Below are 24493 nucleotides of genomic sequence, written 5' to 3'. Positions count from 1 at the left end.
ACTGCTGCCGTTCAAACCTGCGCGGCTTTTAGCAATAACATGCCACGGCCATAGGCTTTACCAGGCCCCAAGCCATTGCGCCAACACTTACAGAATAAGTCCCGCTGGGTGATTTTCAGCAGGCCTTGGAACAGCACCGCTTGATCTTTCATCCTTCCAACATGCGCATCATCGTGCTTTCCCGTTGCTATATCCTTCTTGCCTTCCTGCACACAAAGGATAGCAAATCCATACTGCTCCCCTTTGCGGCGAAGCCAGTCCATACGTTCAGCCGGTGTCCGCAAAAAACGCCGCTGGCTGTTTCCCCCTCGGCGCGGAACTTTCTTAGTTGGTGCCGCCAAAATATCAAACCGGAAACACCTTCCCGGCTGCAAAGTCTCCTCCATTCCTTGAAGATTCTTTACCCCAAAAAGTTCCATCCCCTCGGGAATGTCCGTAATATCCGGCGCGATTTTTGACCAGATATAGATATTCAGCCGCTGCGTATCTATGCGGTATAACGTACCACTCTCCTCGCGGCTGCAATGAAACAATCGCTGCACACTGCGATGCATAATCTGGCAATCAGCCAGACATTTCCGCATCATGACATTGCGGATATCCAAATGAAACTTACTCAGATACATCAACCGCCGCCTCCTTATGGATGATTTTGCGTGAAACCAGGCGCGTATGGAAGGAACGGCCACCACAATTCACATCTTGGCGCTCCAAGCCCATACCACCATCGATAGATTCCCATTCCACTAAACAGTCCCGCGTCTGACAGCCAGCAGCCAATGGCAACTTCTCGGCAGCCTCCAGCAATGACGAATACTCCCTTGTTATCCCCTCAAGGACCGGCCGCGAGGGCACACAGCTTTTACGGCCTAAAAAAATCGGCCACTTCGGCTTTTGCAAGGATTCTTTAAGACGCATCAGCAGGTTCTCTTCCCCTTGAACAAAAACCGTGTAACAGGCATCTTGTATATAGGTACGATGCGTCACCAAAGTCCCATATTCTCCCTTTTTATTGCGCATTGTCCCCTGGGCAGTCATCAGCTGCAACGACTGCACCGTATGGAAATCCATCAGTTCCGTTCCCTGACGGTCTGCTCGCACAGCGACATGAAGCTTTTGATTCCATTCTGCCAGCCGTATGTCATCGCGTTCCAGTCCGGAAGCACAGCCGAGCAGTCCCACGATTCCGGATTTCGTCGGCAGGCTTGCCGAGTCCCTGTAATCCCATTTACTCCGCTCACCCCAGCTCTGCAAAACACCCTCTAAGCGTAAGACTAAGATTGGGATTGTACTCATAGCTGTCAACCCCTTATTTCTGCAAAAAAGCACGAACCATCTCTATCAATTCATCATAATTTTGCGCAGTCTCTACCTTAAGGTTGTCCCCCCAGTGGTCATCCTGCTCCGCAGCTATACCGCTGGCATCAAACCACACACGATGGGCAGTGGAAAGCGATGGGAATGCCTTAGCCGTTGCCAAGACGTGCTGCTGCAATTTAGCAATACTATCCTCGACCAAATCCGTATTTGCCGATGCTTTGGCTGGTTTCGCAAAGGCATTGGCATAGCTGACTGGTACCGGATAATCTTTGCACTCCACTAAAACAGCCGCAGGCAGCACATTGCCGGCAAACGAATTTTGTTTTCCGCTAGGATTACTATAGGCCATCGTACGCAGTAACGAAGGAATAACTGCCTCCACGAGCGCTTCGGGGTTCTCCGCATTTTTTAGATTAGCCAGCAGTTTATCCATATCCAGCGATGCATAGATATAATAACAGGAGGAATTATAGTCGACATTATCCATCATACCTGCCCCGAGTTCTTCCTGCCCATCGATCATATCATCCATCGCCACAAAGAAATCGGATTCCATGATGACACGATTCGTTGAAAACGCATGTGCAACCTGCATCGCAGCCTCCACATCGGCAAAAGCTGTCGACGTCACCATGCGGCCAAACAGAGCAATATCCAAGGAAACAGGCCGCGCCCCAGCCCCTGTAACACTTTTTTCTATATCTGTCGCCTTTATTTTGGTAAAAGCTTTCGCATCTTTCGCTTCATCAATATGCACCTTTACCGCATCCGCTATTGCTTGGATATCTTCCGGTGCATAAAGGACTATCTGGCTCGTTATCCCATCGTCGCGTTCTTTGCCAGCCTTATTGGCAAATCCTGTCAGCTTCTTCTCAGCTGCCAGTGCCATTTCTTCGGCCACGCCCATTTCCAACAAACGATTTTTGACCAGCTGCGGCATCTTCCGCGTCCTGACGCCTAAATGACCAGCCATTTCCTTTTGGAAGAGCGGCGACACACGCCAGCTGCGTTTGAGGCACTGGCTGGAAATCCTTGAGCGCTGTACACCGCCAAACATACAGGATTTTGGTGCTCCCATGTCATCACGATTCAGATTCGTAGCAGGATAATTTTTTAACATGTGAATTTCAAGTAACATCGTCATTTCTCTCCTTTACGCTCCACCTGATAAAAGTCTTTCACCCAATTCCGCTGGATAAAATGGTCGGGATGATCCCAGCTATGCAAATCACGCAACAGGTTCTGGGCACTGATTACATTCCCTTTGCTGCGGCAAAATCTGGCAACGCGATACAGTTTTCCGATAAAATACCCTGTCGTGTCCCACGGCATATCCAGCAAAACTTGCAAGCGACGGGGAAATTCCTGCTGCTGCTCTGCCGTGAGACTGCTTTTGACCGCTTTAGGAATGGATTGGCCCCTATCCCATTCATCTTCACGCCATAAACACATCAAACATACCGTTGTAAACTGTTTCTCTTCTTCCCGTCCATCTGGATAAAGCCGATAAAATGCACTCAGCGCCGCTGCCCCTGCCGTGGATAACGTCCGGCCAGCCGCCCGCCGCAAAGCCACTATATCGGAAGGACGCGAACGCAGCGACTCCTGCGCTTTTAGCAGCCATTCTGACTTATTACTCTTCATCGTCTGCACAATATCCCGCCTCTCGTAAAATTTTGTAAAGCTTTCCAAACAAGAATCGTTCCTGTTGCTGCGCACGGACTAAATCTGCAGCACGGAAACAATACCTATGCTCCGCTTCTTGGACAATGTCACTAACTCCTGTCAATAACAGTTGCTGCCATTTTCGTTTCAGCACACGATAATCGTCCAAACTTGCCGCCTGCGCTAATTCATCCATATAACCAGGAACTTTCCCCTCACAATACGCAAAATAGCGGTGACGATATACGTCTGCTTCATGCTGGCCGCGGCTGCTGTTTTCTGGCGCTATGATTGCCACGAGCCCATTATTCTTACTGCTCAGCTGACGCCCAATGGCTTCGACCAAGCCTAATGCTTTAACCAGCGCCTCCACCTTTTCCGCATCGGCCACAATGCGATTATCCAAATGGATTTTTCCCTGTTGCAAGCCTAATAGTGACGCATTCGACGTAGCCAGGCCAAACATCATGACCGGCATATCATGACGATTATCCTCCCGTAATATCTCCGCAAAATCGCGCAGCACAGAGGGTGCTCCCTTTGCATAAAATTGATTCAGTGAAATCAAATTGCGCCAGGGCTCCCGATCCAGCGACGGTTTGATTGACACAAAATCGCCATCTTTATTCGGCCGCCGCGCTACATGCGGATCTTCCCAACCAGCAAAACCGATAAAGTGCAGTCCGGGCTGATAATACATCCTGCGAACCATCCCCTCCTCCGGCGGACAAAGGCGGATGCGCCGGGCAGGAAATAGCATCCCATATAATTGGTCTGCCGTTGCTACATCAGCCTTCGGTATGATTTCCCGCGGATTCTCCCAGACAGGTTTGCCGCTATCTTCCTTTTTCGCTGCTGGCATCGATAAGACCAATGTTTCAAAAAGATTCCTGCCTTCGGGCAGGAAAAACATCGGCGGCGCACCATACACATTGGAGGGATACCCGCCTGACATAGCCGTGACAAAAATCTGTGCTGTCAAAAGCCCCCGCATTGCCTGCGCTGGCGTCATCGTCGCCTCAGCTTCTAACGTATGGTCATGATGAATCGAATTGTTGCCACTCGCCCGCGTTCCATCTAAGCTGGCAATCGATTTTATATTTTTATCTGCATCGTATTCATCATTGGGACTTGCTTGCATAAAAGGCCGCTTCGCATCAAACAAATCAAAGCTTACCCCAGCCAGCTCACACTGACAGAAATAATCCTCCACTCGTTTCATCGCAAAACGGCCTTCTGCAAGTATCTCATATTTTGTTTCCCAATCTTTCGGCTGATAGACCCGCAATAAAAAAACCGACAGAAAGCGATACATGCTATACGTTTCCATAGCATTCTCCCCGCTGATCTGCCGGTAATCCTGTGCATGCTCCAAAAGCTCGCGCAGGCCCACTTCTCGAACGTCTCCCGTCGTCATATCCTGAACTGGAATCCACGGCTCCGTCCGAACATCAAATATCATATCATTCACCTCACTAGCACGAATTAATTCTTATCTTGTGATTATTTCTTATTTATTACAATCATTCTTTCTTATTCAGTATATTAGCACGTCCATAAATAGAAATCAAGTTGTTTTTATTAAAGAAGAATCTCATGCCTATGGGGTTTTATACCTCCATTGATTTCTTAAAGAAAAACAACGGTTCATCCCCACTAGCATGAGATTATTTATATATTAGCATACATCGTATACCATCCACAAGGACGAACAATCCTACCCCCGTACGCCTATCAATTGCAATCCATTGATTTCGACGACTCTGCGTTTTGGATCGCCACACATCTCCATGGCAAAGCCCTGCTCTGTGTTCATACTATAAAGCATGACAGCCCCAGTAAATCTTTCATTCTCATATACTTTATTCCACAATCGTTCCCTGACCATAGCACTGACCTGTCCCACAAATACGCCCGGCTTTACTTCCATCAGCCATTTGGTCAATTCCCCACGTAATTTGGCTGGCGCATTATCAATCACCATCACAACCATCGTCATCGACCTCTCCCGCATAATTCACGCCACCATCGACAGCACCATACTGATCGTCCCATAGGTCTCCCGTCTCTTTCGCCTCAACTTGTTCATTTTCCAAGTCCTCAAAAAGTTTTCCCAAGTCTAGCGCAATACGTTTCATAAGCTTTGCTGAGTGAAAATATTTGCGGCAAAGTTTTCGTGTATGTTTCTCCGGCTGTTTCGCATCCAACTTCACTGCTTCAAAAGCTGCAGGAATTGTTGTCTCTGCCTTGTAAAGATCTGCCACATCATAGACAAAAGACAGCATCTTACCTGTATGTACAAAGCCTAACGCCGACGAATACCCCAAAGAATAGATTGCAGCCTGGCACACACTATAAAGAATACTATTCGCAGATGACAAGGCCCGATTCACAGCATCTGAACTATCCCAATCTGTATTCTTATAATCACGTTTATGCCAGGGAATCCCATACATCTTTGCCGCCATCTGATACGATTTTCTTACCCGGATGCCCTCCATACCACGAATCTGTTGCAATGTCATCTGTGAACAATCCATCTTAGGAAAACGGAGTTCATACATCCGTCGGACTACGATCATATGCAGCCTTTCATTCATACAGCATTTTGCCTGCAACAGCGTATTCTTGGCACTGCGTGTCTCACCCTGTCCTGCCGCATAAAATCTTGCACAGTGCTCCCCACACCATACAATCATACAGCCATTTTCCGTTGCCGTCTTAATCGCCGCATGCGTAATATTCGTCCCCGGGCCTAACATCAAACAAGTCAAAGACGAGACCGGAACAGGTACATCCTCACTACCACGGTGCAAAATAATTGACGAATCCTCTTGATCGATTATCGAATGCTCCACGTAAAGGTAGCTGATACTATCGCGCAATTTAGGCAATTCTTTCAAATCCTTCGCCATAAGCCCCCTCCTCCTCTCATCCCCACATACGTGGGGCATACAGTTCGTCGAGCTGGCGCTGGAGTTCGAGTTTCGATTCATCCCCACATGCGTGGGGCATACCCCTTTTTTGTCTGGTGCTTGCAACCGTGATTCGGTTCATCCCCACATGCGTGGGGCATACCGGCTCAAGCTCCCCTGCGGATTCCGTCGCGGCGGTTCATCCCCACATGCGTGGGGCATACAGGAACACATTGACCAGAATCAGGGGATAGCACGGTTCATCCCCACATGAGTGGGGCATACATCAGCCCGCATCGCCAAATGAAAGTATAGCGCGGTTCATCCCCACATGCGTGGGGCATACACATCAAACAATTTGTCGAAATAACGAGGTGGCGGTTCATCCCCACATGCGTGGGGCATACGCCGTCTGATGGACGTTCAGACTGCATGAGGACGGTTCATCCCCACATGCGTGGGGCATACGACCGCCTCAACGATGTCCTCACAACTTCTGTACGGTTCATCCCCACATGCGTGGGGCATACGATAAATATCTGCCAGCTCATATCGGCTACTACGGTTCATCCCCACATGCGTGGGGCATACCACTGGGCAAACGCTTGGGAGATTTGCGATGGCGGTTCATCCCCACATGCGTGGGGCATACTCCAGCTCAATGCCGAAGGGATGACTCGCATGACGGTTCATCCCCACATGCGTGGGGCATACTGTGATGGTACGTCCGGCACTATCTACGACTACGGTTCATCCCCACATGCGTGGGGCATACGTAGTAGCAGAAAGAATAGGATTCAAACCTGCCGGTTCATCCCCACATGCGTGGGGCATACGACTGCATCATTCGGCGTTTTGCCGATGTAGTCGGTTCATCCCCACATGCGTGGGGCATACGCCCTCTATCCTCATGCGCCAGCTTTTGTTCAGCGGTTCATCCCCACATGCGTGGGGCATACGACATGATTAAATATGGCTCGCATCATGTCTGCGGTTCATCCCCACATGCGTGGGGCATACACTAGCAGAAATGGCTTAATTTCGCCATTTACACGTCCGAGCACCTTGCTATGTGTCTCTCTCAATCATATTCACAATTCACTAAAAAGTCAATTATAACTTATGTAATGTCTAAATTTATCCTATTCCTATTCAATCTTGTTTTAAGTCGAGAAATGATAGCGCAGATCGTATTCTAATATCTTCCCTATTATTTTCATTACAAATAAACTGAGCCAGCATTTTGCCAGCTCAGCTCATCAGTAATGCCCTTTGCATTGGGCAATCTCTATTGTATTTTCTTTCACGCGGTATACAAGCCTGTTTTCATCATCAACGCGACGACTGAACCATCCCTGCAAATTATGCTTAAGCGGTTCGGGCTTACCTATACCCTCCAATACGCCATCACGCTCTACACTCTTTATCAGCGCGTTTATTCGTTTTATAGTCTTTTTGTCTTCCAGCTGCCAGTCAAGATATTCCTGCCACGCACGACCAGACCATCTTTTACACATCAATCAGCTCGTGCTCCTCTCCGCCACCAGCTTCCAGTTCTGCAATTGATTCAGCAAGATATGCCTGATTCTTTTTGCTATAGAATGGGTCAGCGGTTATCGGAAATGGAATCGAGCGTGTCCGTACCATTGCCTTTAGGAACATAGTGTATGCAGTCGAAAGAGTCAGCCCCATTTCAGCACATAATGCTTCTGCCTGCTCTTTAAGTACAGGATCTACCCGCATTGTAAGTGTAGTCGCCTTCATAGTGACCCCCTCCTTTTTAAGCATATTATACTATAAAAGCACTCACAATGTAAATACATATCTTATTGCATAGCAAAAGTCAGATTGACTTGTCATGAACTGCCAAAAACAGTTTTCTTCTTCCCCATCTCCGTGTATAATGATATAGTAATTCACAAAAGGAGCTGAACGATTTGTATATCGAATATATCACCTTAGGCGCGGTGCTGCTGCTTAGTTATATTGGCCATAACATGACGGTATTTTATGCTGCGGCCATTGTATTGGGGCTGAAGATCTTAGGGCTTACGACGGCGCTCAATGCCTTGGGTTCCCAGGGGCTTAACTGGGGTATCATCATTTTGACGGCAGCGATTCTGGTGCCGATTGCTAATGGTACGATTACGATCCAGACCATGCTCGATGCGTTCCGCACCCATGCGGGAATCATCGCTATCGTGGCAGGTCTTTTGGCAGCGGTCGCTGGTGGCGGCGGCGTTGAGCTTTTGCAGAACAGCCCTGATGTCATCCCGGCGCTCATCATCGGCACCATGGCTGGTGTCCTGCTGTTCCACGGCGTTGCCGTTGGCCCGCTCATTGCTGGCGGTCTTACGTATTTTGTCCTTTGGATTTTAAAGGCTGTTCACTGATAGAAATAAAAACGGAGTCTCCTACTTCCAAAAGTAAGAGACTCCGTTTTGTTATACCTTATAGTTGATTGCGCCAGACGGCGTCATTCATGCAATAGGTCGTACAGATGGCGATGGCCAGGGCATCGGCCGTATCATCCGGTTTTGGCGGCTCGGGCAGGTGCAAGAGCTTGGTTACCATGTAGATGACCTGCTGTTTCGTCGCTTTGCCATAGCCCGTGACATCCTGCTTGATTTGCATCGGCGTGCGCTCGACAAGCCGCAGGTTGTTCTGCGCCGCGGCCAAGAGTACCACGCCGCGCGCCTGTCCGACAGGAATCGCCGTCGTGACGTTGCGGTTGAAGAAGAGTTTCTCAACGCCCATGACATCGGGCTGATATTTTTTTATCAGCGCATCAAGTTCGGTATGGATCTTGAGCAGACGGTCTTCCATTTTCATATTCGGCGTCGTAAAGATCGACCCATAGGCACGCGGAATCAAGCGGCTGCCCTTTGACTCGACAAAGCCATAGCCGCAGATCGCTGTTCCCGGGTCAATGCCCAAAGCTAACATAAGTTCTCCTCCCGATAGCAGAAAAGGGGCTCATGCTCTGAGCCCCTTTGTATTTCCGAAGCGATAATTATTCTTCGATTTCGTAGTTGCTGTAGACGTTCTGGACGTCGTCGTTCTCCTCGAGAGCATCCTCGAGCTTCTGCATCTTCTCAGCGTCTTCGCCGGAGAGCTTGACCGTGTTGTCCGGAACCATCGTGATTTCCGACGATGCCGTCTCGATGCCTTTGGCCTCAAGGGCAGCCTCGATATCATCGTAAGCATCCGGATCAGCCGTAATCTCAAAGACCTCGCCCTCATCCTTCATGTCGTCAGCACCAGCCTCGAGCACGATTTCCATCAGCGCATCTTCATCAGCAAACGTCTCTTTTTCGACAACGAAGATAGCCTTCTTCTGGAACATCCAGCCAACGCAGCCATCCTGGCCAAGGTTGCCGCCGTGTTTCGAGAACAGATGGCGGACATCAGCAGCCGTACGGTTGCGGTTATCCGTGAGGATGTCGAGCATGACAGCCGTACCAGCCGGGCCATAGCCCTCATAGGTCAGCTCTTCGTAGTTTGCACCTTCCGTCGTGCCTTCGCCCTTCTGGATAGCGCGCTTGATATTGTCTTTCGGGATGTTGTTAGCTTTTGCCTTCGAAAGAGCAAGTTTCAGACGCATGTTGCCCGTCGGGTCGCTGCCGCCCATGCGAACTGCAATCGTGATCTCACGGCCGATTTTCGTCGTGAGTGCACCGCGGATTGCGTCGTTTGCGCCCTTTTTACGTTTGATATTTGCCCATTTAGAATGTCCTGACATGAGGAACACCGCTCCTTTTTCTTATGTTTTCCCTCCTGCATACAAGAGGAATTTACTCTGTACTAACTGGTTTAGTATACTACGTTTCCCGGCGTTCGTCAAACAACAGCCCCTTAGGCACGGAGCAGCTCTCATACCTTAGGGGCTGTTTACCTTATTTAGAAGCAAACATAGATAACATCCAAATCCTCAAGTTCTAATCCCATTTAGCTGAACGCAACATGCAAAGCCTTGGACACAACATCCACATTATGCGGGGCTCCACCATGGTTCAGCATGTCAAATGCTGCGTGATCCACAGGGGTAATCGATAGTGCCGCACCGTCATAGGACAAATCAAATGTCCCTGCCGTATTGGCAAGCGTAAGCCTTGCCTTATACGTGCGCTGGGTTTCACGGCCCTTGGCAGCCGGCAAGTCCGTACGCACCTGCTCCACTGCCTCCATCTTCACCTCATCTGGATCGACCTGCAAAGCATACATCCCATAATTAATCCGCACACCATTATGTATGCGAACTACTGGCAGTCTTGCTGTCGTCAAGCCTAATACCCGCTCGACTACATTATCTGCCGCCTGTCCCGGCTGCAGTTGTTTGCTATCTGCCAGCTGATAGCTTGCCGTACCAGACTGCACCGTTCCCTTTACAGGATCAAGCTGCGGACGCTCCGCTGCATAAGCCTCCGTCTTACCCGCAGGCTTATCGGCCGCTACAGGCACTTCAGCAGTAACTGGTGTCACCACCGGCTCCGGTGTCGGGGTTACAATCAGTGATGTATCGATCCAGCTTCCTGGTCCGTCCTCACCTTCCACGATAAGCACGTCATCGATTTTGGAATTTATCGCATCACCAACATTAACACCATTTACGCCGTGAAGATAAATCGAACCATCCGCATTTACCTGCCCTGTAAACGTATCTGCTGTATCGGAAGCATGATTGACTCCACCACCAATGCTTACGGTATCGTCAGCATCCACCCACAGGTTATTCAGGAGCGCTGATTTGCCAACGTTACCGCCAATGGTAATCTGGTTGCCGACCAGCATCGCACTGGAGCGGGCATTGTTCGTTTCCTGAAGGAAGCCGATAAGGTTCTTGTTCTGGCTTTCGACATCTGCCCAGCTTGCATCCGATTTCCAGCTGACACCTACATAGGGCTGATCGTAGATATGATCATTATTGGGGTCATTGAACTTCACGCCATGTGACGTGTCATGCGACCATCCCTGATACATATTGGTTGCCACGATACCTTCCGCATTGCCGGTCGTCGTAAAGAACAGGGTTCCCTGTCCATCGTTGGCTTCGCCTTCCGGGCCAGTCACCCAATAGAATTCGCGGCCAGCTTTGACATTCTTACCGACCACAGCAGTCTTGCCCCCAACAAGGACCTCATTCTTTTTGCCAGCCAGCAGGGAACCGACAATCCAGTTCTCGAGCTCCGTCGTTATCGTTGCCAAGTACTTATCCCCGACGGCCGATCCACCAGCTGTTCCCTCTTGCGCAGCCAGTTTTGCTGTCTCCCAGCGGGTCAATATCGACTCATGATTGTTCGTACTACCATGCGACCAGTTTGTCAAGATATGCTTGGCCAGCTGGTGGTATTCTTCAGCGGTCAGCTCGTCAAACGGCTTAGCCGTGCCAGTTACATTCTTGTCCCCCAGTTTGACGTGTTCGTTGTAATACGCCTGCAAAGCCTCTTCATAGGCGGCTTCATCCGTGGGCAATGTCCTGTTCTTATAGGTACCATACTGCGCAAAGCAACGTTCCGCAATTTGTGCGCGCTCCTCCGCACTCAAATCGCTAAACTTCTTCCAGACTGTATCTTTAAGGTAATTCTCGTAATATAGCCCAGCCAGTCTCTTCAGATCCGGATCGTTCTTGACCGAATCCTGCAAGGTTTTGCCGATTATTTCATTGACATACAGGCGATAGGAATTGGCCGAATCCAGATTGCCACTGATGAGAATATTGCCACGCGTATCATCGGCAGCCGTGTCAATGATGAGCTCACCTTGATTAAGCCCCACGGCCACATCGCCATAGAATGTAGCGTTGCCGCCTTTGGTTTCAATCCTGCGATCGCCATTTTCCAGATAGTTGCCATCTTCATCGCGTTCATCAGCAGCATGACCGATATAGGTACCGACACGGCCATCGCTGATGGATGCACCACAGCCAGCAGTAAAGTCGCCGCCATTTGTCTTGATATCAGCATTGAGGATGACCATGCCTTTGGCATCGCCATCGGTATCGGCATGCAAATTGACATGCAGCTTGCCATCGGTCGCCGTTATCGGCGCATTGATGGCCACATTGCGCTGTGCCTCCAGCGTCAGCGTAGCCTCGCTGCCCGCTGTGCCATATGTCGCATCATTGAGGACCATGCGCTCCGTAGATTTCACGATTGGCGAATTGACCGTGATATTCGATACGCCTAAGGAATAAATATCCGCATTTGCTTCCACAGTATTCTGGTCTGCTGCCTGTATCCGCACACTGGTACCATTGCTGAGACGCCAGCTGATATAGTCGGCATTGATATAGCTCTGCTGATTTCCAGCCGTCGCATTCTGTGCCTGATACAGCTGCTCTCCGGTCTGCGCTGCCGTGTCAGCTGGTGTAGCATCAGCATAGCCCTCCGGCGCTTCATTGGTGATAATGATATCGACGGGATCGATGAACCATTCGCCCGCTTTGCCATTCACGCCAAAAGCCTCAATCTGTGCCTTAGTCGAAACGGATAGCACATCACCAGAAGTCTCCACCTGGCCGCCGTTATTGTCACCGCTGGCCGTAAGCACGGCGCCATCGGCGATATTTACCCGCTGGCCCAGCACCTTGACCGTTCCGCCGCTATGGCCGGTTGCAAGACCATCTGCCGACACCTGGCCGGATACATTGACGATACCATGGCTGCCACCATCAAGAACGATTTCCCCCTGCTCATCGACGCGTACACTCTTCGCTTCGATGATACCACTGTGATTGACTACTTCGCTTAAAAGATCTCCGGCACTTTTGGCAGTCATCAGCACACGGCCGCCATCGGCCGTTATCTTGCCGCTATTGAGGATATGCGCATCAGCCACTTCACCGCTGACAGCGATATTCAGTTTGCCCGCCGTATCCATAGCAAGATGCAGGTTCTTAGCTGCACTGAGGGCCACTTCTCCGGCTGGATTCTCGATGCTGCCGGTATTTTCTACCACCGCAGCATGCAGCGCCACAAGTCCGCCCTGCGCCTTTATCTCCGCCGCATTCAGTATCTTTCCTGTAGACGTTTCACCGAGTCCCAATGAGATTGCTTCCACGCCATCGCCAAAACTCGTCATGAAACTATCGTTTACCTGTGCGGTTGAAGCGATCAAGCTGCCAGTATCTACCTGTGCACCCTGTCCAAACAGAATCCCGCGCGGATTGATCAGAAATACCGTACCGCCTGCCTTGAGGCTGCCATAGATTTCTGAAGCACTATTCCCTACCACACGGTTCAAAGCTATATCTGTCGGCAATTGATTGAACACAACGCTTTCGCCGCGCTCAATGTTAAAAAGATCCCAATCCAACGCTACATGGTGCGAATGCTGATCAATAACCAAAGTATGCTCCTTCTTACCGATTTCAGCTTCACCCGAACGAATTTTACCGCCTGTCGGCAGAGCTTCTACTCCGCTCATGGAAAAAGCCGAAAATGTCACACCCATAGCAACAGCTAAGTGCAGCGCCTTTTTCCGTATTGTCCGCATAGAAACACCTCCCTACTCCGTTTAACCATCGAAACTTCTTCCCTATACTTATATATCGAAACATTCCTGTTACGACTTAACATTTTCAGAAAATATTTACATTTATTTAATATTATAACGCCGTTGTTATAATATATTTTTAAAGAATGACTTAAAAATATATGCCGCCACGCAGCCAAAAACAACCATGCGTTTTATTCTTATCATTCTGGGCTTCCTGTGCACCAAGCGGCCAGGCATAGTCTGCCCGCAGGAATGCCGCGTCCGCGAAATTCAGCAGCAGGCCCACACCTGCACCTTGCAGGAAGCGATGATTTTCCCCACTTGTCCGGTGATCATGCGCAATGACCACGCCGCCATGATCGATAAAGCCAGCCAGCTGGCAGCGTATCTTACCTGAAAATGGCAGCAGATAGCGAAGCTCGCCGCGAATAAGATAGCCCATATCGCCCGATGACTCACTGGCAGGATAAGCTCGCACGCCTGTAGCACCGCCTAACGAGAAGCGCTCTGACGAGTCAAGATTCCGGCTGGCCAGCTGTCCCCGTGCATAGAGCTGCCAGCTGACGCGCGGCGAAAGCTGTTCCATATATTGCCAGCTGCCCCGCAGCTTATGATAGGTTCCTGCCGTACGGGCTTTCTGCTGCTGGGCATAGGCTTCGTCGTTGTCAGCGCCCAATGTTCCCCATTTGTAGTCCATACGCCAGCTCGACTGGGCACGGCTCCAGCGCTTGTCCCCATAGAGCGATAAGACCAGCGCATGCGTATGTTTCTTCAGCTGATAATCTACGTTACGGTACTCATCAGACAGCATACTCTTTTCATAGGAAAGCCCTGCATAGAGATTTTCATACTGGCTGCGCCTAAGCGCATACTCAAGGCCAACCGATGCCGTGCGCGATGTCCCACAAGCATCGAGCACCCGATAGATATCCCCCAATTGATACGACAACATGCTATACCCCAGCGTCGCCCGCAGTCCATCCGCTCCAAACGGCAACAGATAACGCAGGCTATAATTGTATAGATTGCTGCCCGTCATGCTGCCAGCCAAATCGAGCTGGCCGCCAGCCTGTTCCGGATTCAAGATATTGTAGAATACACCGTAGGAATTATAGCCGGTATAGCGATTGCCATAATTATCGGCACTGATCATGCCACACTTGCCGTAATGCGGCATAAGTGTCAGCTTCAATATGACCGTCCCTTCCTGGCGGCCAGTCTCCATGCTGGCCTTGGCATCAGCACCAGCCAAATCCGATAGCAGCCATACAGCGCGTTCCAGCTTAGCTCGTGTGATATAGTCGCCAGGATGGAGGAAGCGGATTTCACGCTGCAGCACGCTTTCATGGATACTTGTCTTATTGTCGAGCTTGATTTCATCGATTCTGCCGATGAGCACACGATATTCGACGACACCATTCTTGATTTTCTGTGCCGGCAGATAGACACGAGCCATCAGATAACCGCGCTGCCGGAAATACGCCGTCAGCTTTTCCGCTCCAGCTTGCAGCTCCTTGAACGAAACCATCCTGCCTTGATACTCTTTGAGTTGTTCCTGCAAGATGGTTTCGTCTACGATGTCCTGCCCCGTGACAGCAAAGCCTGTGACATTTATTTTGACATCTTCGGCCATAGATAGAGGCGGCCGTTCCGGCTCACTGACTTCAATCGCAGCTGTACCAGCTGCTTCCGGCAAACCGACTTCCTCCTTATCCTGTTCCGCACGGCTTAGCGTACCTGCTGTCGGCAGTTCAGCGGCCGCTGCTGTCGAACCTGCCAGCAGCAAACATACGGCGGTCACTAACATCTTTTGGGTAGCTCTAATCTTGTCTCGCTGCATCATCATCACCTGCTTCGTAAAAAGTACAAAAAAAGAATGCTTGGACATTGCGCCCTAAGCATTCACTTGCCATTATACTTTTGTCAGCCACTCCAGTCACTCCGAAGCCATCTCCTGTGCCCAATAATACCGTCCATCATTTCCCTTGACACAGGCAACGCCCATCTTCGTATAATGACGATTGAGTAAATTGGCACGATGCGTCGGCGAATTCATCCAGGCACGGACGATTGCTTCGGCATCAGCCTTCTTGCTGACTGCCAGGTTCTCACCGAACCAGGCAAAAGATGCATTTGCAAAAACCGATTTGACTTCCCGGCCATCCGGACGGCGATGAGCAAAATTCACTTCTGCTTCTGCAGCACGGACATACGAAGCAGCCGCAAGCTCACGATTGAGCGCCAGCGGTGCTACGCCAGCATTGACGCGCATGATGTTGACATGATAAAGAACTTCCTGATCCAACTCAGCCGCCAATGCGGAAGAAGCAGCAAAAACGACAAGAGCCAGTACCAGCAGGGAAACCATCCGCCGCCAGGTTTTCATCTTTCTCGCCTCTTTCGTTTGCCGCTTGACCGTCATCTTATGAGCACTTGGTATCCTCACTTCGCGCCCTCCTGCCTCGGCAGGGAAGATTCCGATCGCACAACAAACCAGCGAACCCATTATCGAAGCCTCGATAATGATGTTTCCTGCTGGCGCAGCCATCGCATGACTGCAGCAATCCCGTTTTTGCTATTCAGTTTTACAGCATTCTTCTTAGTTATATTATAACGTAAAGTAATCAAACAAGCAATGCTTTTCTTTGCAGCATGCCGATATCTGTAACGATTTGACCGGTCACTGCATCCAGCAATTCTTTTCCGTTACTTTTTTCGCTGTTCAACAGAAAAATCCTGCCACAGATTTCTCTGCAGCAGGATTTTTAATCATTTTACAAGCTTATAATATTTTTTCTTGCCCTTCTTCAAGATAGCCTCGCCATCTTTGAAGTCAGTCTCCGTCAGCACATAGTCAACATCCGCTACTTTGACATCGTTGAGAGCTACACCATTCTGCTGGATCAGACGGCGGCCCTCGCCCTTCGACGCAACGATCTTGCCGGCAGCCATGACATCCAGCAGTTTATCGCCGGCAGCCGCCTTGACCTCGGGGATATTGGCCCCGGCACCCGAGCCACCGAACATGGCCTCAGCTGCCGCTTTAGCCTCCTCGGCAGCCTGCTCGCCATGAACGATTTTCGTGACCTCATAGGCCAGGATCTTCTTGGCCTCATTGATAGCCGAATCCTGAAGTGCGCCGAGACGGCGAACCTCATCCATCGGCAGGAACGTGAGCAGGGCAAGGCAGTTCTCGACATCCGCATCATCGACGTTGCGCCAGTACTGGTAGAACTCATACGGGCTGGTCTTTTCTGCATCGAGCCAGAGCGCACCGCCAACAGTCTTACCCATCTTCTTGCCGTCGCTCTTAGTAAGGAGCTTGTTCGTCAAGCCGTAGACAGCGGTATTGTTCTTGCGGCGGTTGAGCTCGACACCAGCGATGATGTTCGACCACTGGTCGTCACCGCCCATCTCGAGTTTGCAGCCATAGCGACGGTTGAGCTCGAGGAAATCGTAGCCCTGCATGATCATATAGTTGAATTCCAGGAACGTAAGTCCCTTTTCCCAGCGCTGCTTATAGCAGTCAGCAGCCAGCATGCGATTGACTGTGAAGCAGGCACCGACTTCGCGCAGCAAATCGATGTAGTTGAGCTTGCGCAGCCAGTCGCCGTTATTGACCATGATGGCCTTGTCATCGCTGAAATCGATGAAGCGGGCAATCTGCTTCTTGAAGCACTCGCAGTTATGCTCGATATCTTCATCGGTCAGCATCCGGCGCATATCCGTACGGCCCGACGGATCGCCAACCGTACCGGTGCCACCGCCGACCAGGCAGATGGGACGATGCCCGGCACGCTGCATATGGGCCATCGCCATCAGCGCGATGAAATGACCAGCATGCAGGCTGTCCGCCGTCGGGTCAAAGCCGATGTAGAACGTGACTTTCTCTTTATCAAAAAGCTCTCTGAGCTCTTCTTCGTTCGTACACTGCGCGATGAAACCGCGTTCTTTCAAAGTATCAAATACATTAGCCAACAAACTCTCTCCTTTGAGACTTACTACAAATCATTACTGCATATCAATTACGGCCCTTGGCTATGCCGCCGCCCGGCTCAGGGGCGACTGCTTCAGGAGCGGACGGAGTATTCTTGGAGCCAGCCGGAGCATCTGCACCTTTTGCTGGCTTGCCGCCATTCGCCTTGGCATCCTTGGCATTCTTCTCGTCCTTCTTCTTGCCATCGTCCTTCTTCTTGACTTCCGTCTTCTTATCGTTTTCCAGCTCACCGATGCTGTCGTGTTTCGAAGCAACGGAACCATCGAAGTTCTTGGCCGGGGTCTGCGCCAGAGCCTTTTCCATAAAGGCCTTCCAGATCTGTGCTGGCAGCTGGCCGCCCATGACGCCATTCATCGGCGTGTTGTCATCGTTGCCGACCCAGACGCCGCAGACGAGATCCGGGGTATAGCCCACGAACCAGGCATCGTGATAGTCACTCGTCGTACCGGTCTTGCCAGCGGCCGGACGGCCGATATTGGCCCGCGTACCGGTACCCTTCTTGATAACACCCTCGAGCATATCTGTAAGCTCTACGGCACTGCTTTCGCTGACGACGCTGCGCTGCTTCGGCTCTGCCTGCTCAAGCACCTTGCCGTTGCGGTCAAGCACTTTGATGACCACGACCGGATTGACGTGCACACCCTTGTTGGCAAAGGTGCAGTATGCACTCGTGAGCTCCAGCGGCGTCACGCCCTTGGTCAGGCCGCCCAAAGCGGTCGACAACGTGCGGTCATTCTGAGGTCCGTCGAGCACAAATGTCGAGATGCCCATCTCCTGCGCATAATAAATCGGCTTATCGATGCCAATCTTCTGCGCAATCTTGACCGTCGGTACGTTCATCGAATAGCGGGCCACATCGCTTAGCTTGACTTTGCCGCTGAAGTTGCCGCTGTCGTTCTGGGGGCGCCAGCCATTGATGTTGATGGGGCTGTCGTCGATGATCGTGTTCGGTGTGAATTTATTCTCCAGTGCTGCCACAAAAACAAAGGGCTTGAAAGCCGAGCCCGGCTGGCGCACTGCCATCGTCGCGCGGTTGAACTGGTCGGTGCCGCGGCCGCCGACCATCGCCTTGACATAGCCGTTGTGCGGGTCGATGGCGACCAAGGCTCCCTGCGGCTGCTGGATCTTATTGCCATCCACCTTGACATTCGGCAGCTGCTTCATCGCGGCCTCAGCGGCACGCTGTGCATCCATATCGATAGTCGTATAGATCTTGAGGCCTTCCTTGTAGACGGCATCAGCCCCATACTTATCGATAAGCAGCTGAGTCACGTAGTCGATGAAATAGGACGCTTCTGTATTGCTCTCCTTCTTGACCGGCTTGACGATCTGCAGCTTCTCAGCCTTGGCCTTGGCAGCCATGCTGCTGTTGATATAGCCGTACTTGGCCATCTGGTCGAGTACCGTGCCCTTGCGCTCCTGCGCGGCATCGAGGTTATTGAGCGGCGAGTAATAGTTCGGGCTCTTCGGGATGCCAGCAAGCATCGCGCACTCGTTGAGGGTCAGATCCTCGACATTCTTGCCGAAGTAGGTCTGGGCGGCAGCCTGCACACCATAAGCACCCTGACCGAAATAGATCTGGTTCATGTACATCTCGAGGATCTCCTGCTTCGTGTACTGCCGCTCAAGCTGCAGTGCCAGAAAGACCTCCTGGATCTTACGCGTCAGCGTGCGTTCCTGGGTCAGGTACGCATTCTTTGCCAGCTGCTGCGTGATGGTCGAGCCGCCTTCCGAGACGCCACGGCCACGGATATTGGCATAGAGCGCACGCAGGATGCCGCGCGGGTCGACACCGCTGTGCTCGTAGAAGCGGTTATCCTCGACGGCCACGAAAGCATTCTGCAAGTCTTTCGGAACCTGCTGGATCTTGACTGGCCGGCGGTTCTCCGCCGCGTGGACATTGGCAATCTCATTGCCATTGATATCGTAAATCTGCGAAGACGCCGGCGGCAGGATATCGTTTGCCAGATCGGGCTTCGTATTCATGCTGGCAGTCAGAAAACCACAGCCAATGCCCGTGACCATGACCAGGATGACCAGGCCAAAGCCGAGGATGACTTTTTTGACGTTGCTGCTGCCACTTTTTGCGGGACGTTTTTGACGGCTCGTATTCGTATTTGAACGTTTCTCCATGAGCTGCCTCCTTAAATTTATACTTTTTCATTTTATCACAAATCGAATGTATCGTCTATGAAATGAACAGCTCAAATCGTTGTTTTCTGCTTATTTGAGGTCTACGATGGTAGCACCGGTTCCGCCCTCATTGATATCAGCAAATTGGAATTTGGCCACATTGCGGTGATGTTTGAAATATTCATGGACGCCCTTGCGGAGTGCGCCCGTTCCCTTGCCATGAATGACAAGCACCTGCGTGAGCCCCGCGATAACGGCATCATCGATGAACTTGCCGAGCACGACTTCTGCCTCATCGACCATCATGCCGCGGATATCGATATCGCGGCCGATGTTCTGCGTCTTCTGCAGGAATGAGCCCGATTGCGTCGTGCGCTTCCTGCCGGTTGCCACCGGAGCCTTCTCCTTTTCCGCATGGGAAAGGAATGTACAGCCCGAGGCCTTGACCTTGGTCCGCAGGCCGCCGAGCTGCACTGTGAGCTCCTTGCCCTGCACTTCAAGGACCGTCCCCTTCTGGTCAAGCTTTTTGACATAGATGACATCGCCCGGCACCAGCGTCTTGACATCAATCTTCTTGCCGACGCCTTTCTGCGCCATGATGCCCGGCCGTGCACGGTCAGAAGCCTCATTGATTTTGGCCCGCGCTTCCTGGATGGCCTGCTGGCGCGCCCGGATGCCCTGATCATCAAACTGCTCCTTGAGATCCTTTATGACTTCCTCGGACTCACGCCGCGTCTGGCGGATCATCGCGGCACTCTTCTCCTTGGCCTTGCGGATGATATCGCCCTTCTTCTTCGCGAGCTCCGCCTTCGCATCCTCAAGCTTGCGCTCGAGCTGCGTGACCCGCTGCTGGCGCTCGCGGATATCGGCGTTCATCTGCTCATACATCATCTTCTCATTCTCAAGCTGGTTGATGACATGCTCAAACTGGGCATGATCAGCCTTGACCAGCTGCTTAGCCCTCAGGATAAGCGAGTCAGAAAGACCGAGCCGCTGGCTGATGGCAAAGGCATTGCTCGCACCCGGAATGCCGATGAGCAAGCGATAGGTCGGCCGCAGGGTCTCGACGTCAAATTCCACGCAGGCATTCTCGATGCCCTCGCGCGTATAGGCAAAGGTCTTGAGCTCTGAATAATGCGTCGTTGCCACAGTCGTTGCCCGCACATCGAGCAGGCGCTCAAGGATGGACATCGCAAGCGCCGCACCTTCCTCGGGGTCGGTACCGGCCCCAAGCTCGTCGAGCAGCAGCAGATCGTCGCTTTCAACCTTGTCAAGAATGCGCACGATATGGGTCATATGTGCCGAGAATGTCGACAGGCTCTGCTCGATGCTCTGCTCATCGCCGATGTCAGCATAGACATTCTGATAGACGGCAATCTCCGAATCGGCATCGACGGGCAGATAGCAGCCTGACTGCGCCATCAGCACCATGAGACCCAGCGTCTTCATGCTGACCGTCTTACCACCAGTATTCGGGCCCGTTATGAGCAGCATGCGGTAGCCATCCCCCAGCGTGATGCTCGTCGGCACGACCTTATCGCGGGGAATCAGCGGATGACGTGCATTCTTGAGCACCGTCCGCCCTTCCGTATTGAGCAGCGGGCGTGTTGCCTCCATATCCCGGGCGAGCTTCGCCTTGGCAAACGCAAAGTCGATATCGGCAAGTATCGCGCAGTTGGCCGTGAGCGGTTCACTGTCGCGGCTGATCTCCTGCGACAGCTGGCGCAGGATGCGCTGCACCTCCTGCTGCTCAGCCAGCGTCAGCTGCTTGACATCGTTGTTGAGCTCCACCACGGCCATCGGTTCGATGAAGAGCGTCGAGCCGCTGGCCGACTGATCGTGGATGAGACCAGGGAAATGCGCACGGTACTCGGCCTTGACCGGCAGTACATAGCGCTCATCACGCACCGTGACGATGGCATCCTGGAACATCTTCTGATACGCGGCATCGTGGAGGATGCTGTTGATCTTGTCCTTGATGCGCACCTGCGACGATTTGAGCTCCCGGCGGATGCGGCGCAGCTCGACACTGGCATCTTCGCGCATGTTGCCATGCTCATCGATCGTGTTGCCAAGATTGCGCTCCAGCTGCCCCAGGATCTCCAGCGAACGAGCCCATTCCTTGAGCATCGGCACCTCGGCCTCAAGATCGCGGAAGAAATACTTGACATTGCGCATCGCATAGAGGGTACTCATGACCTCCTGCATCTCCGCCAGGTCAAGCACCGCCCCTTTGCCCACTTTCGTGAGCAGCGGGCGGATGTCGCGGATGCCGCCGAGCGGCGGCGCTGTCATGGCATAGACCTGCACGGCCTCATCCGTCTCCTGCTGCCATTCAGCAATCTCGGCGATATCCGAGCTTGGGAAGAGCAGCCGGGCCTTTTCCTTGCCCAGCGCTGATCCAGCCCGCTCCTCAAGCATCGCCGTGATTTTCTCATATTCTAATATCTTAAACGATTCATTTTCCATTGTTTAAAGCACTCCCCGGAAAAAGTGACCTCTGGTGATCTCTTCGCCTTCCTGGTCCTTCACCCAAGCCTGCTGTGCCTCATCGAGATCAGCAGGCAGACGCATCGCCTTGCGGTAGGCCTTGACGATATGGCGGATCTCGTCAGCCGCCATCGCCCGGGCCTCAATGCGCATGCTGACGGATAGCGGCGCAAACTTCATCGCATGCGGCAGCATCGAAAGGCTCTTGCTGTTCAGAAGATGCATATGACAGTACTGATCCATCACGAGCGGGAACAGTGCCTCCTTGCGATCCTTGAGGGCATAATGCCCCTTGGTACAAGGCTGGCTGCAGGCCCCCTTATCCACACTGCCAAGGAAGCTGCCCGTCACGCAGTACTCAGAAACCATGAGTTCCAAGCGTCCATGCACGATGCAGGTAAGCGGCAGCGGCGCATCTTTTGCCAGCGCCTGTACCTGCTTGAGACTGAGTTCCGGCGACAAAGTCGCCTCCGCAACGCCATATTCCTTGAGAAATGCCAGCGTCGCTTTATTGTACGCAATCAGCGAATAATCGGCATGCACAGGCAAATCGGTCAGCCGCTTGACAAGCGCCGCAGCGCCAATGTTATGCACATGCACAGCTGCCGGACGGCAGGTTTGCTGCCAGGCCAGCAGCAGCTTTTCTACTGCTTTCTGATGATTCTGCTTGATGATGCGTGGCAGATTGAAATCGATGCGGATGCCTGCCTCCTTGGCCAGCTGCCAGGCTGCCTCGTAATCGGTCAAAGCGATTGTCCGATGCTCATAGGATTCGCCACCGAATAAAATACCATCGGCACCGCCTTCGATAGCGGCCTTCATCTTTTCCAACGTATCGACAGCGGCCATAAGCTGCGCTTTGGTCTCCGGCAGCGGGCGCGGCTCAGCAAGTGCAGCGAACTTGCGCGGCGGGAACGCAAACTCTGCCAGCCGCAGCGCATCAAGCTGCTCGACAGCCTGGCGGCGCGCTTCATTGATCTCGCTCATCGGCACCATGACATCGCCCTCGATGCTGACCTTGAGCTGGCTGAGCGCATAGACCGATGTGCCCAAGCGCTCGACTTGCTTGCGCACGACCTCTTCTGACAGCGGCCGCTTGCGTGCCGGTTCGCCGATAAACGCCGTAGCCGCGCTGGCGATATGCCCCTTGCCGTCATCGAGCTCGATTGTCAGCGGTTTGCCGATGGCAGCTGTTACGCGGACCGCAATCGGGATACGGCGCACCGGCGCCCCCGCCGTGTACATCGCCTTGCCCTTTTCCATCAGCGCGGCATCATAGACCTTGAACACGCGGTCATGATCGCGCACCGCCGACGGGATGGAAAAGGCGACCGTATCCCCGGCCTGCCCAAAGGCAATGCTATTGCCTTTGGCATCTGTAAGTTCGTAAATCGTAGCCGTTACCCGGCCGCCGACCTTGACCCAGAAATCGACCTGATCGCCCAGGGCCAACCGGCCGCTGAGCTTGACCGTCACCACGCGTCTGTCCCAGTCATAAGACGTTACGCGGCCAATCAGCAAGCCGCGGTTATTGGGACGGCGGTCGCTCATCATGTTTTTGCCCGGCCGGTCCAAAAGGTATGCCGTCGTAAAGTCGCGGTTGAAAATCTGGGCGAGATTATCACGCGCCTCATCTGCGACCTTATACCCCGCACCAGCATAATACGTATCGATGGCCTGCCGGTACGTGCCGACAACCGTCGCAACGTACTCCGGCCGTTTCATGCGGCCTTCGATCTTGAGCGAGGCGACACCGGCATCGATAAGCTCGGGAATGACGTCGATCGTATTGAGATCACGCGGCGAAAGCAGATAACTTCCAGCTTTGTCCCCCAGCACATCCTCGCCTTTTTCATTGACCAGCGTATACGGCAGGCGGCAAGGCTGGGCACAGCGGCCACGATTGCCGCTGCGGCCACCGATCATGCTGCTCATCAGGCATTGTCCCGAATAGCAGACGCAAAGAGCCCCATGCATGAAAACCTCGATCTCTACCTCGCAGTTCGCACAGATATGACGAATCTCCTTGAGGGACAGCTCGCGAGACAGGACGACTCGCGTAAAGCCGAGCTTCTGCAAAGCCAGCACACCTTCGAGGCTGTGCACCGTCATCTGCGTGCTCGCATGCAGTGGCAGCTGCGGCACAATCTCACGGGCCAGCTTGGCAACCCCCAGATCCTGCACGAGGATGGCATCGGCGCCTGCATCCGCAAGGAACCGCAGATAATCCTTGATAGCCGGCAGCTCCTCATCGCTCACGATCGTATTGACCGTCACGTTTATGAGCACACCCCGTAAGTGTGCAAAACGGATGGCCTCGCGCAGGCCATCCTCATCAAAATTATTCGCATAAGCGCGGGCACCAAACATGCTGCCCGCCAGGTATACGGCATTTGCCCCGCTCTCCACGGCAGCTGTGAGCGCTTCACGGCTGCCAGCAGGTGCCAGTAATTCTACCAAATCCATTTCCTCCTGT

The 24493-nt window shown here is 52.4% G+C and carries 19 protein-coding genes and 1 CRISPR repeat array; of the genes, 1 reads left to right on the top strand and 18 read right to left on the bottom strand.

Annotated features, from left to right (window positions below):
* Nucleotides 1-11: 11 nt before the first annotated feature.
* The 9 genes from cas6e to FZ041_RS02775 form a co-directional block, all read right to left on the bottom strand.
* Nucleotides 12-626 carry a type I-E CRISPR-associated protein Cas6/Cse3/CasE gene (gene cas6e, locus FZ041_RS02815; protein WP_149188432.1) on the bottom strand — a complete coding sequence of 205 codons (615 nt, stop codon included), beginning with the start codon at nt 624-626 and terminating at the stop codon, nt 12-14.
* A complete protein-coding gene (gene cas5e / locus FZ041_RS02810) occupies nt 613-1296 on the bottom strand; it encodes a type I-E CRISPR-associated protein Cas5/CasD (RefSeq protein ID WP_149188431.1) in 684 nt (227 codons plus the stop codon). The genes cas6e and cas5e overlap by 14 nt, the downstream gene beginning before the upstream one ends.
* A 13-nt stretch (nt 1297-1309) precedes the next feature.
* Nucleotides 1310-2458: a type I-E CRISPR-associated protein Cas7/Cse4/CasC gene (gene cas7e, locus FZ041_RS02805; RefSeq protein ID WP_187626286.1), complete on the bottom strand. Its 1149-nt coding sequence runs from the start codon at nt 2456-2458 to the stop codon at nt 1310-1312.
* Nucleotides 2459-2460: 2 nt separating this feature from the next.
* Nucleotides 2461-2964 (bottom strand): type I-E CRISPR-associated protein Cse2/CasB, encoded by a 504-nt coding sequence (gene casB / locus FZ041_RS02800; protein WP_255449219.1) that lies wholly within the window; start codon nt 2962-2964, stop codon nt 2461-2463.
* A complete protein-coding gene (casA, locus tag FZ041_RS02795; protein ID WP_149188428.1) occupies nt 2954-4447 on the bottom strand; it encodes a type I-E CRISPR-associated protein Cse1/CasA in 1494 nt (497 codons plus the stop codon). Before casA ends, casB begins: the two co-directional genes overlap by 11 nt.
* Before the next feature lie 255 nt (nt 4448-4702).
* The gene (gene cas2e / locus FZ041_RS02790) at nt 4703-4984 is read right to left on the bottom strand and encodes a type I-E CRISPR-associated endoribonuclease Cas2e (protein WP_222931119.1); all 282 of its coding nucleotides are present in this window, start codon (nt 4982-4984) and stop codon (nt 4703-4705) included.
* Nucleotides 4959-5900, bottom strand: coding sequence for a type I-E CRISPR-associated endonuclease Cas1e (cas1e, locus tag FZ041_RS02785; protein WP_149188427.1), 942 nt, complete (start codon nt 5898-5900; stop codon nt 4959-4961). Before cas1e ends, cas2e begins: the two co-directional genes overlap by 26 nt.
* A 12-nt stretch (nt 5901-5912) precedes the next feature.
* Nucleotides 5913-6921: a CRISPR direct-repeat array (repeat unit 30 nt; unit sequence CGGTTCATCCCCACATGCGTGGGGCATACG).
* 238 nt (nt 6922-7159) lie between these two features.
* Nucleotides 7160-7417, bottom strand: a complete 258-nt coding sequence (locus tag FZ041_RS02780) for a Txe/YoeB family addiction module toxin (RefSeq protein WP_149188426.1) — start codon at nt 7415-7417, stop codon at nt 7160-7162.
* The gene (locus FZ041_RS02775; RefSeq protein ID WP_028128562.1) at nt 7410-7664 is read right to left on the bottom strand and encodes a type II toxin-antitoxin system RelB/DinJ family antitoxin; all 255 of its coding nucleotides are present in this window, start codon (nt 7662-7664) and stop codon (nt 7410-7412) included. The genes FZ041_RS02780 and FZ041_RS02775 overlap by 8 nt, the downstream gene beginning before the upstream one ends.
* A 173-nt stretch (nt 7665-7837) precedes the next feature.
* On the opposite strand from FZ041_RS02775, the gene FZ041_RS02770 reads away from it, so the two are divergent.
* On the top strand, nt 7838-8293 hold the full coding sequence (locus tag FZ041_RS02770) for a DUF441 domain-containing protein (RefSeq protein WP_075442526.1): 456 nt from the start codon (nt 7838-7840) through the stop codon (nt 8291-8293).
* Between the two features lie 58 nt (nt 8294-8351).
* Here FZ041_RS02770 and ruvC read toward each other — a convergent pair whose 3' ends face one another.
* The 9 genes from ruvC to FZ041_RS02725 form a co-directional block, all read right to left on the bottom strand.
* Nucleotides 8352-8846 (bottom strand): crossover junction endodeoxyribonuclease RuvC, encoded by a 495-nt coding sequence (gene ruvC, locus FZ041_RS02765; protein ID WP_149188425.1) that lies wholly within the window; start codon nt 8844-8846, stop codon nt 8352-8354.
* A gap of 67 nt (nt 8847-8913) precedes the next feature.
* Nucleotides 8914-9642: a YebC/PmpR family DNA-binding transcriptional regulator gene (locus FZ041_RS02760; protein WP_075442527.1), complete on the bottom strand. Its 729-nt coding sequence runs from the start codon at nt 9640-9642 to the stop codon at nt 8914-8916.
* Between the two features lie 206 nt (nt 9643-9848).
* Entirely contained in the window at nt 9849-13394 is a 3546-nt protein-coding gene (locus FZ041_RS02755) for a two-partner secretion domain-containing protein (RefSeq protein ID WP_149188424.1), read from the bottom strand.
* Nucleotides 13395-13545: 151 nt separating this feature from the next.
* Nucleotides 13546-15243 carry a ShlB/FhaC/HecB family hemolysin secretion/activation protein gene (locus tag FZ041_RS02750; protein WP_255449208.1) on the bottom strand — a complete coding sequence of 566 codons (1698 nt, stop codon included), beginning with the start codon at nt 15241-15243 and terminating at the stop codon, nt 13546-13548.
* Nucleotides 15244-15333: 90 nt separating this feature from the next.
* Nucleotides 15334-15843 carry a CAP domain-containing protein gene (locus FZ041_RS02745; RefSeq protein WP_177207158.1) on the bottom strand — a complete coding sequence of 170 codons (510 nt, stop codon included), beginning with the start codon at nt 15841-15843 and terminating at the stop codon, nt 15334-15336.
* A gap of 323 nt (nt 15844-16166) precedes the next feature.
* Nucleotides 16167-17375, bottom strand: coding sequence for a tyrosine--tRNA ligase (gene tyrS / locus FZ041_RS02740; protein WP_149188423.1), 1209 nt, complete (start codon nt 17373-17375; stop codon nt 16167-16169).
* 43 nt (nt 17376-17418) lie between these two features.
* Nucleotides 17419-19527: a transglycosylase domain-containing protein gene (locus FZ041_RS02735; protein ID WP_149188422.1), complete on the bottom strand. Its 2109-nt coding sequence runs from the start codon at nt 19525-19527 to the stop codon at nt 17419-17421.
* A gap of 90 nt (nt 19528-19617) precedes the next feature.
* Nucleotides 19618-21996 (bottom strand): endonuclease MutS2, encoded by a 2379-nt coding sequence (locus FZ041_RS02730; protein ID WP_149188421.1) that lies wholly within the window; start codon nt 21994-21996, stop codon nt 19618-19620.
* A gap of 3 nt (nt 21997-21999) precedes the next feature.
* Nucleotides 22000-24483: a U32 family peptidase gene (locus FZ041_RS02725; RefSeq protein ID WP_255449207.1), complete on the bottom strand. Its 2484-nt coding sequence runs from the start codon at nt 24481-24483 to the stop codon at nt 22000-22002.
* Nucleotides 24484-24493 lie beyond the last annotated feature (10 nt).

The sequence above is a fragment of the Pseudoselenomonas caprae genome, assembly GCF_008271345.1.
Lineage (GTDB): Bacteria > Bacillota > Negativicutes > Selenomonadales > Selenomonadaceae > Selenomonas_A > Selenomonas_A caprae.
This window is presented reverse-complemented; position numbering and strand designations above follow the sequence as displayed.

Excerpts from the sequence above, each read along its gene's own strand:
- cas6e (WP_149188432.1), bottom strand. The coding sequence starts at position 626 with ATGTATCTGAGTAAGTTTCATTTGGATATCCGCAATGTCATGATGCGG.
- cas5e (WP_149188431.1), bottom strand. The coding sequence starts at position 1,296 with ATGAGTACAATCCCAATCTTAGTCTTACGCTTAGAGGGTGTTTTGCAG.
- cas7e (WP_187626286.1), bottom strand. The coding sequence starts at position 2,458 with ATGTTACTTGAAATTCACATGTTAAAAAATTATCCTGCTACGAATCTG.
- casB (WP_255449219.1), bottom strand. The coding sequence starts at position 2,964 with ATGAAGAGTAATAAGTCAGAATGGCTGCTAAAAGCGCAGGAGTCGCTG.
- casA (WP_149188428.1), bottom strand. The coding sequence starts at position 4,447 with ATGATATTTGATGTTCGGACGGAGCCGTGGATTCCAGTTCAGGATATG.
- cas2e (WP_222931119.1), bottom strand. The coding sequence starts at position 4,984 with ATGACGATGGTTGTGATGGTGATTGATAATGCGCCAGCCAAATTACGT.
- cas1e (WP_149188427.1), bottom strand. The coding sequence starts at position 5,900 with ATGGCGAAGGATTTGAAAGAATTGCCTAAATTGCGCGATAGTATCAGC.
- FZ041_RS02780 (WP_149188426.1), bottom strand. The coding sequence starts at position 7,417 with ATGTGTAAAAGATGGTCTGGTCGTGCGTGGCAGGAATATCTTGACTGG.
- FZ041_RS02775 (WP_028128562.1), bottom strand. The coding sequence starts at position 7,664 with ATGAAGGCGACTACACTTACAATGCGGGTAGATCCTGTACTTAAAGAG.
- ruvC (WP_149188425.1), bottom strand. The coding sequence starts at position 8,846 with ATGTTAGCTTTGGGCATTGACCCGGGAACAGCGATCTGCGGCTATGGC.
- FZ041_RS02760 (WP_075442527.1), bottom strand. The coding sequence starts at position 9,642 with ATGTCAGGACATTCTAAATGGGCAAATATCAAACGTAAAAAGGGCGCA.
- FZ041_RS02755 (WP_149188424.1), bottom strand. The coding sequence starts at position 13,394 with ATGCGGACAATACGGAAAAAGGCGCTGCACTTAGCTGTTGCTATGGGT.
- FZ041_RS02750 (WP_255449208.1), bottom strand. The coding sequence starts at position 15,243 with ATGATGATGCAGCGAGACAAGATTAGAGCTACCCAAAAGATGTTAGTG.
- FZ041_RS02735 (WP_149188422.1), bottom strand. The coding sequence starts at position 19,527 with ATGGAGAAACGTTCAAATACGAATACGAGCCGTCAAAAACGTCCCGCA.
- FZ041_RS02730 (WP_149188421.1), bottom strand. The coding sequence starts at position 21,996 with ATGGAAAATGAATCGTTTAAGATATTAGAATATGAGAAAATCACGGCG.
- FZ041_RS02725 (WP_255449207.1), bottom strand. The coding sequence starts at position 24,483 with ATGGATTTGGTAGAATTACTGGCACCTGCTGGCAGCCGTGAAGCGCTC.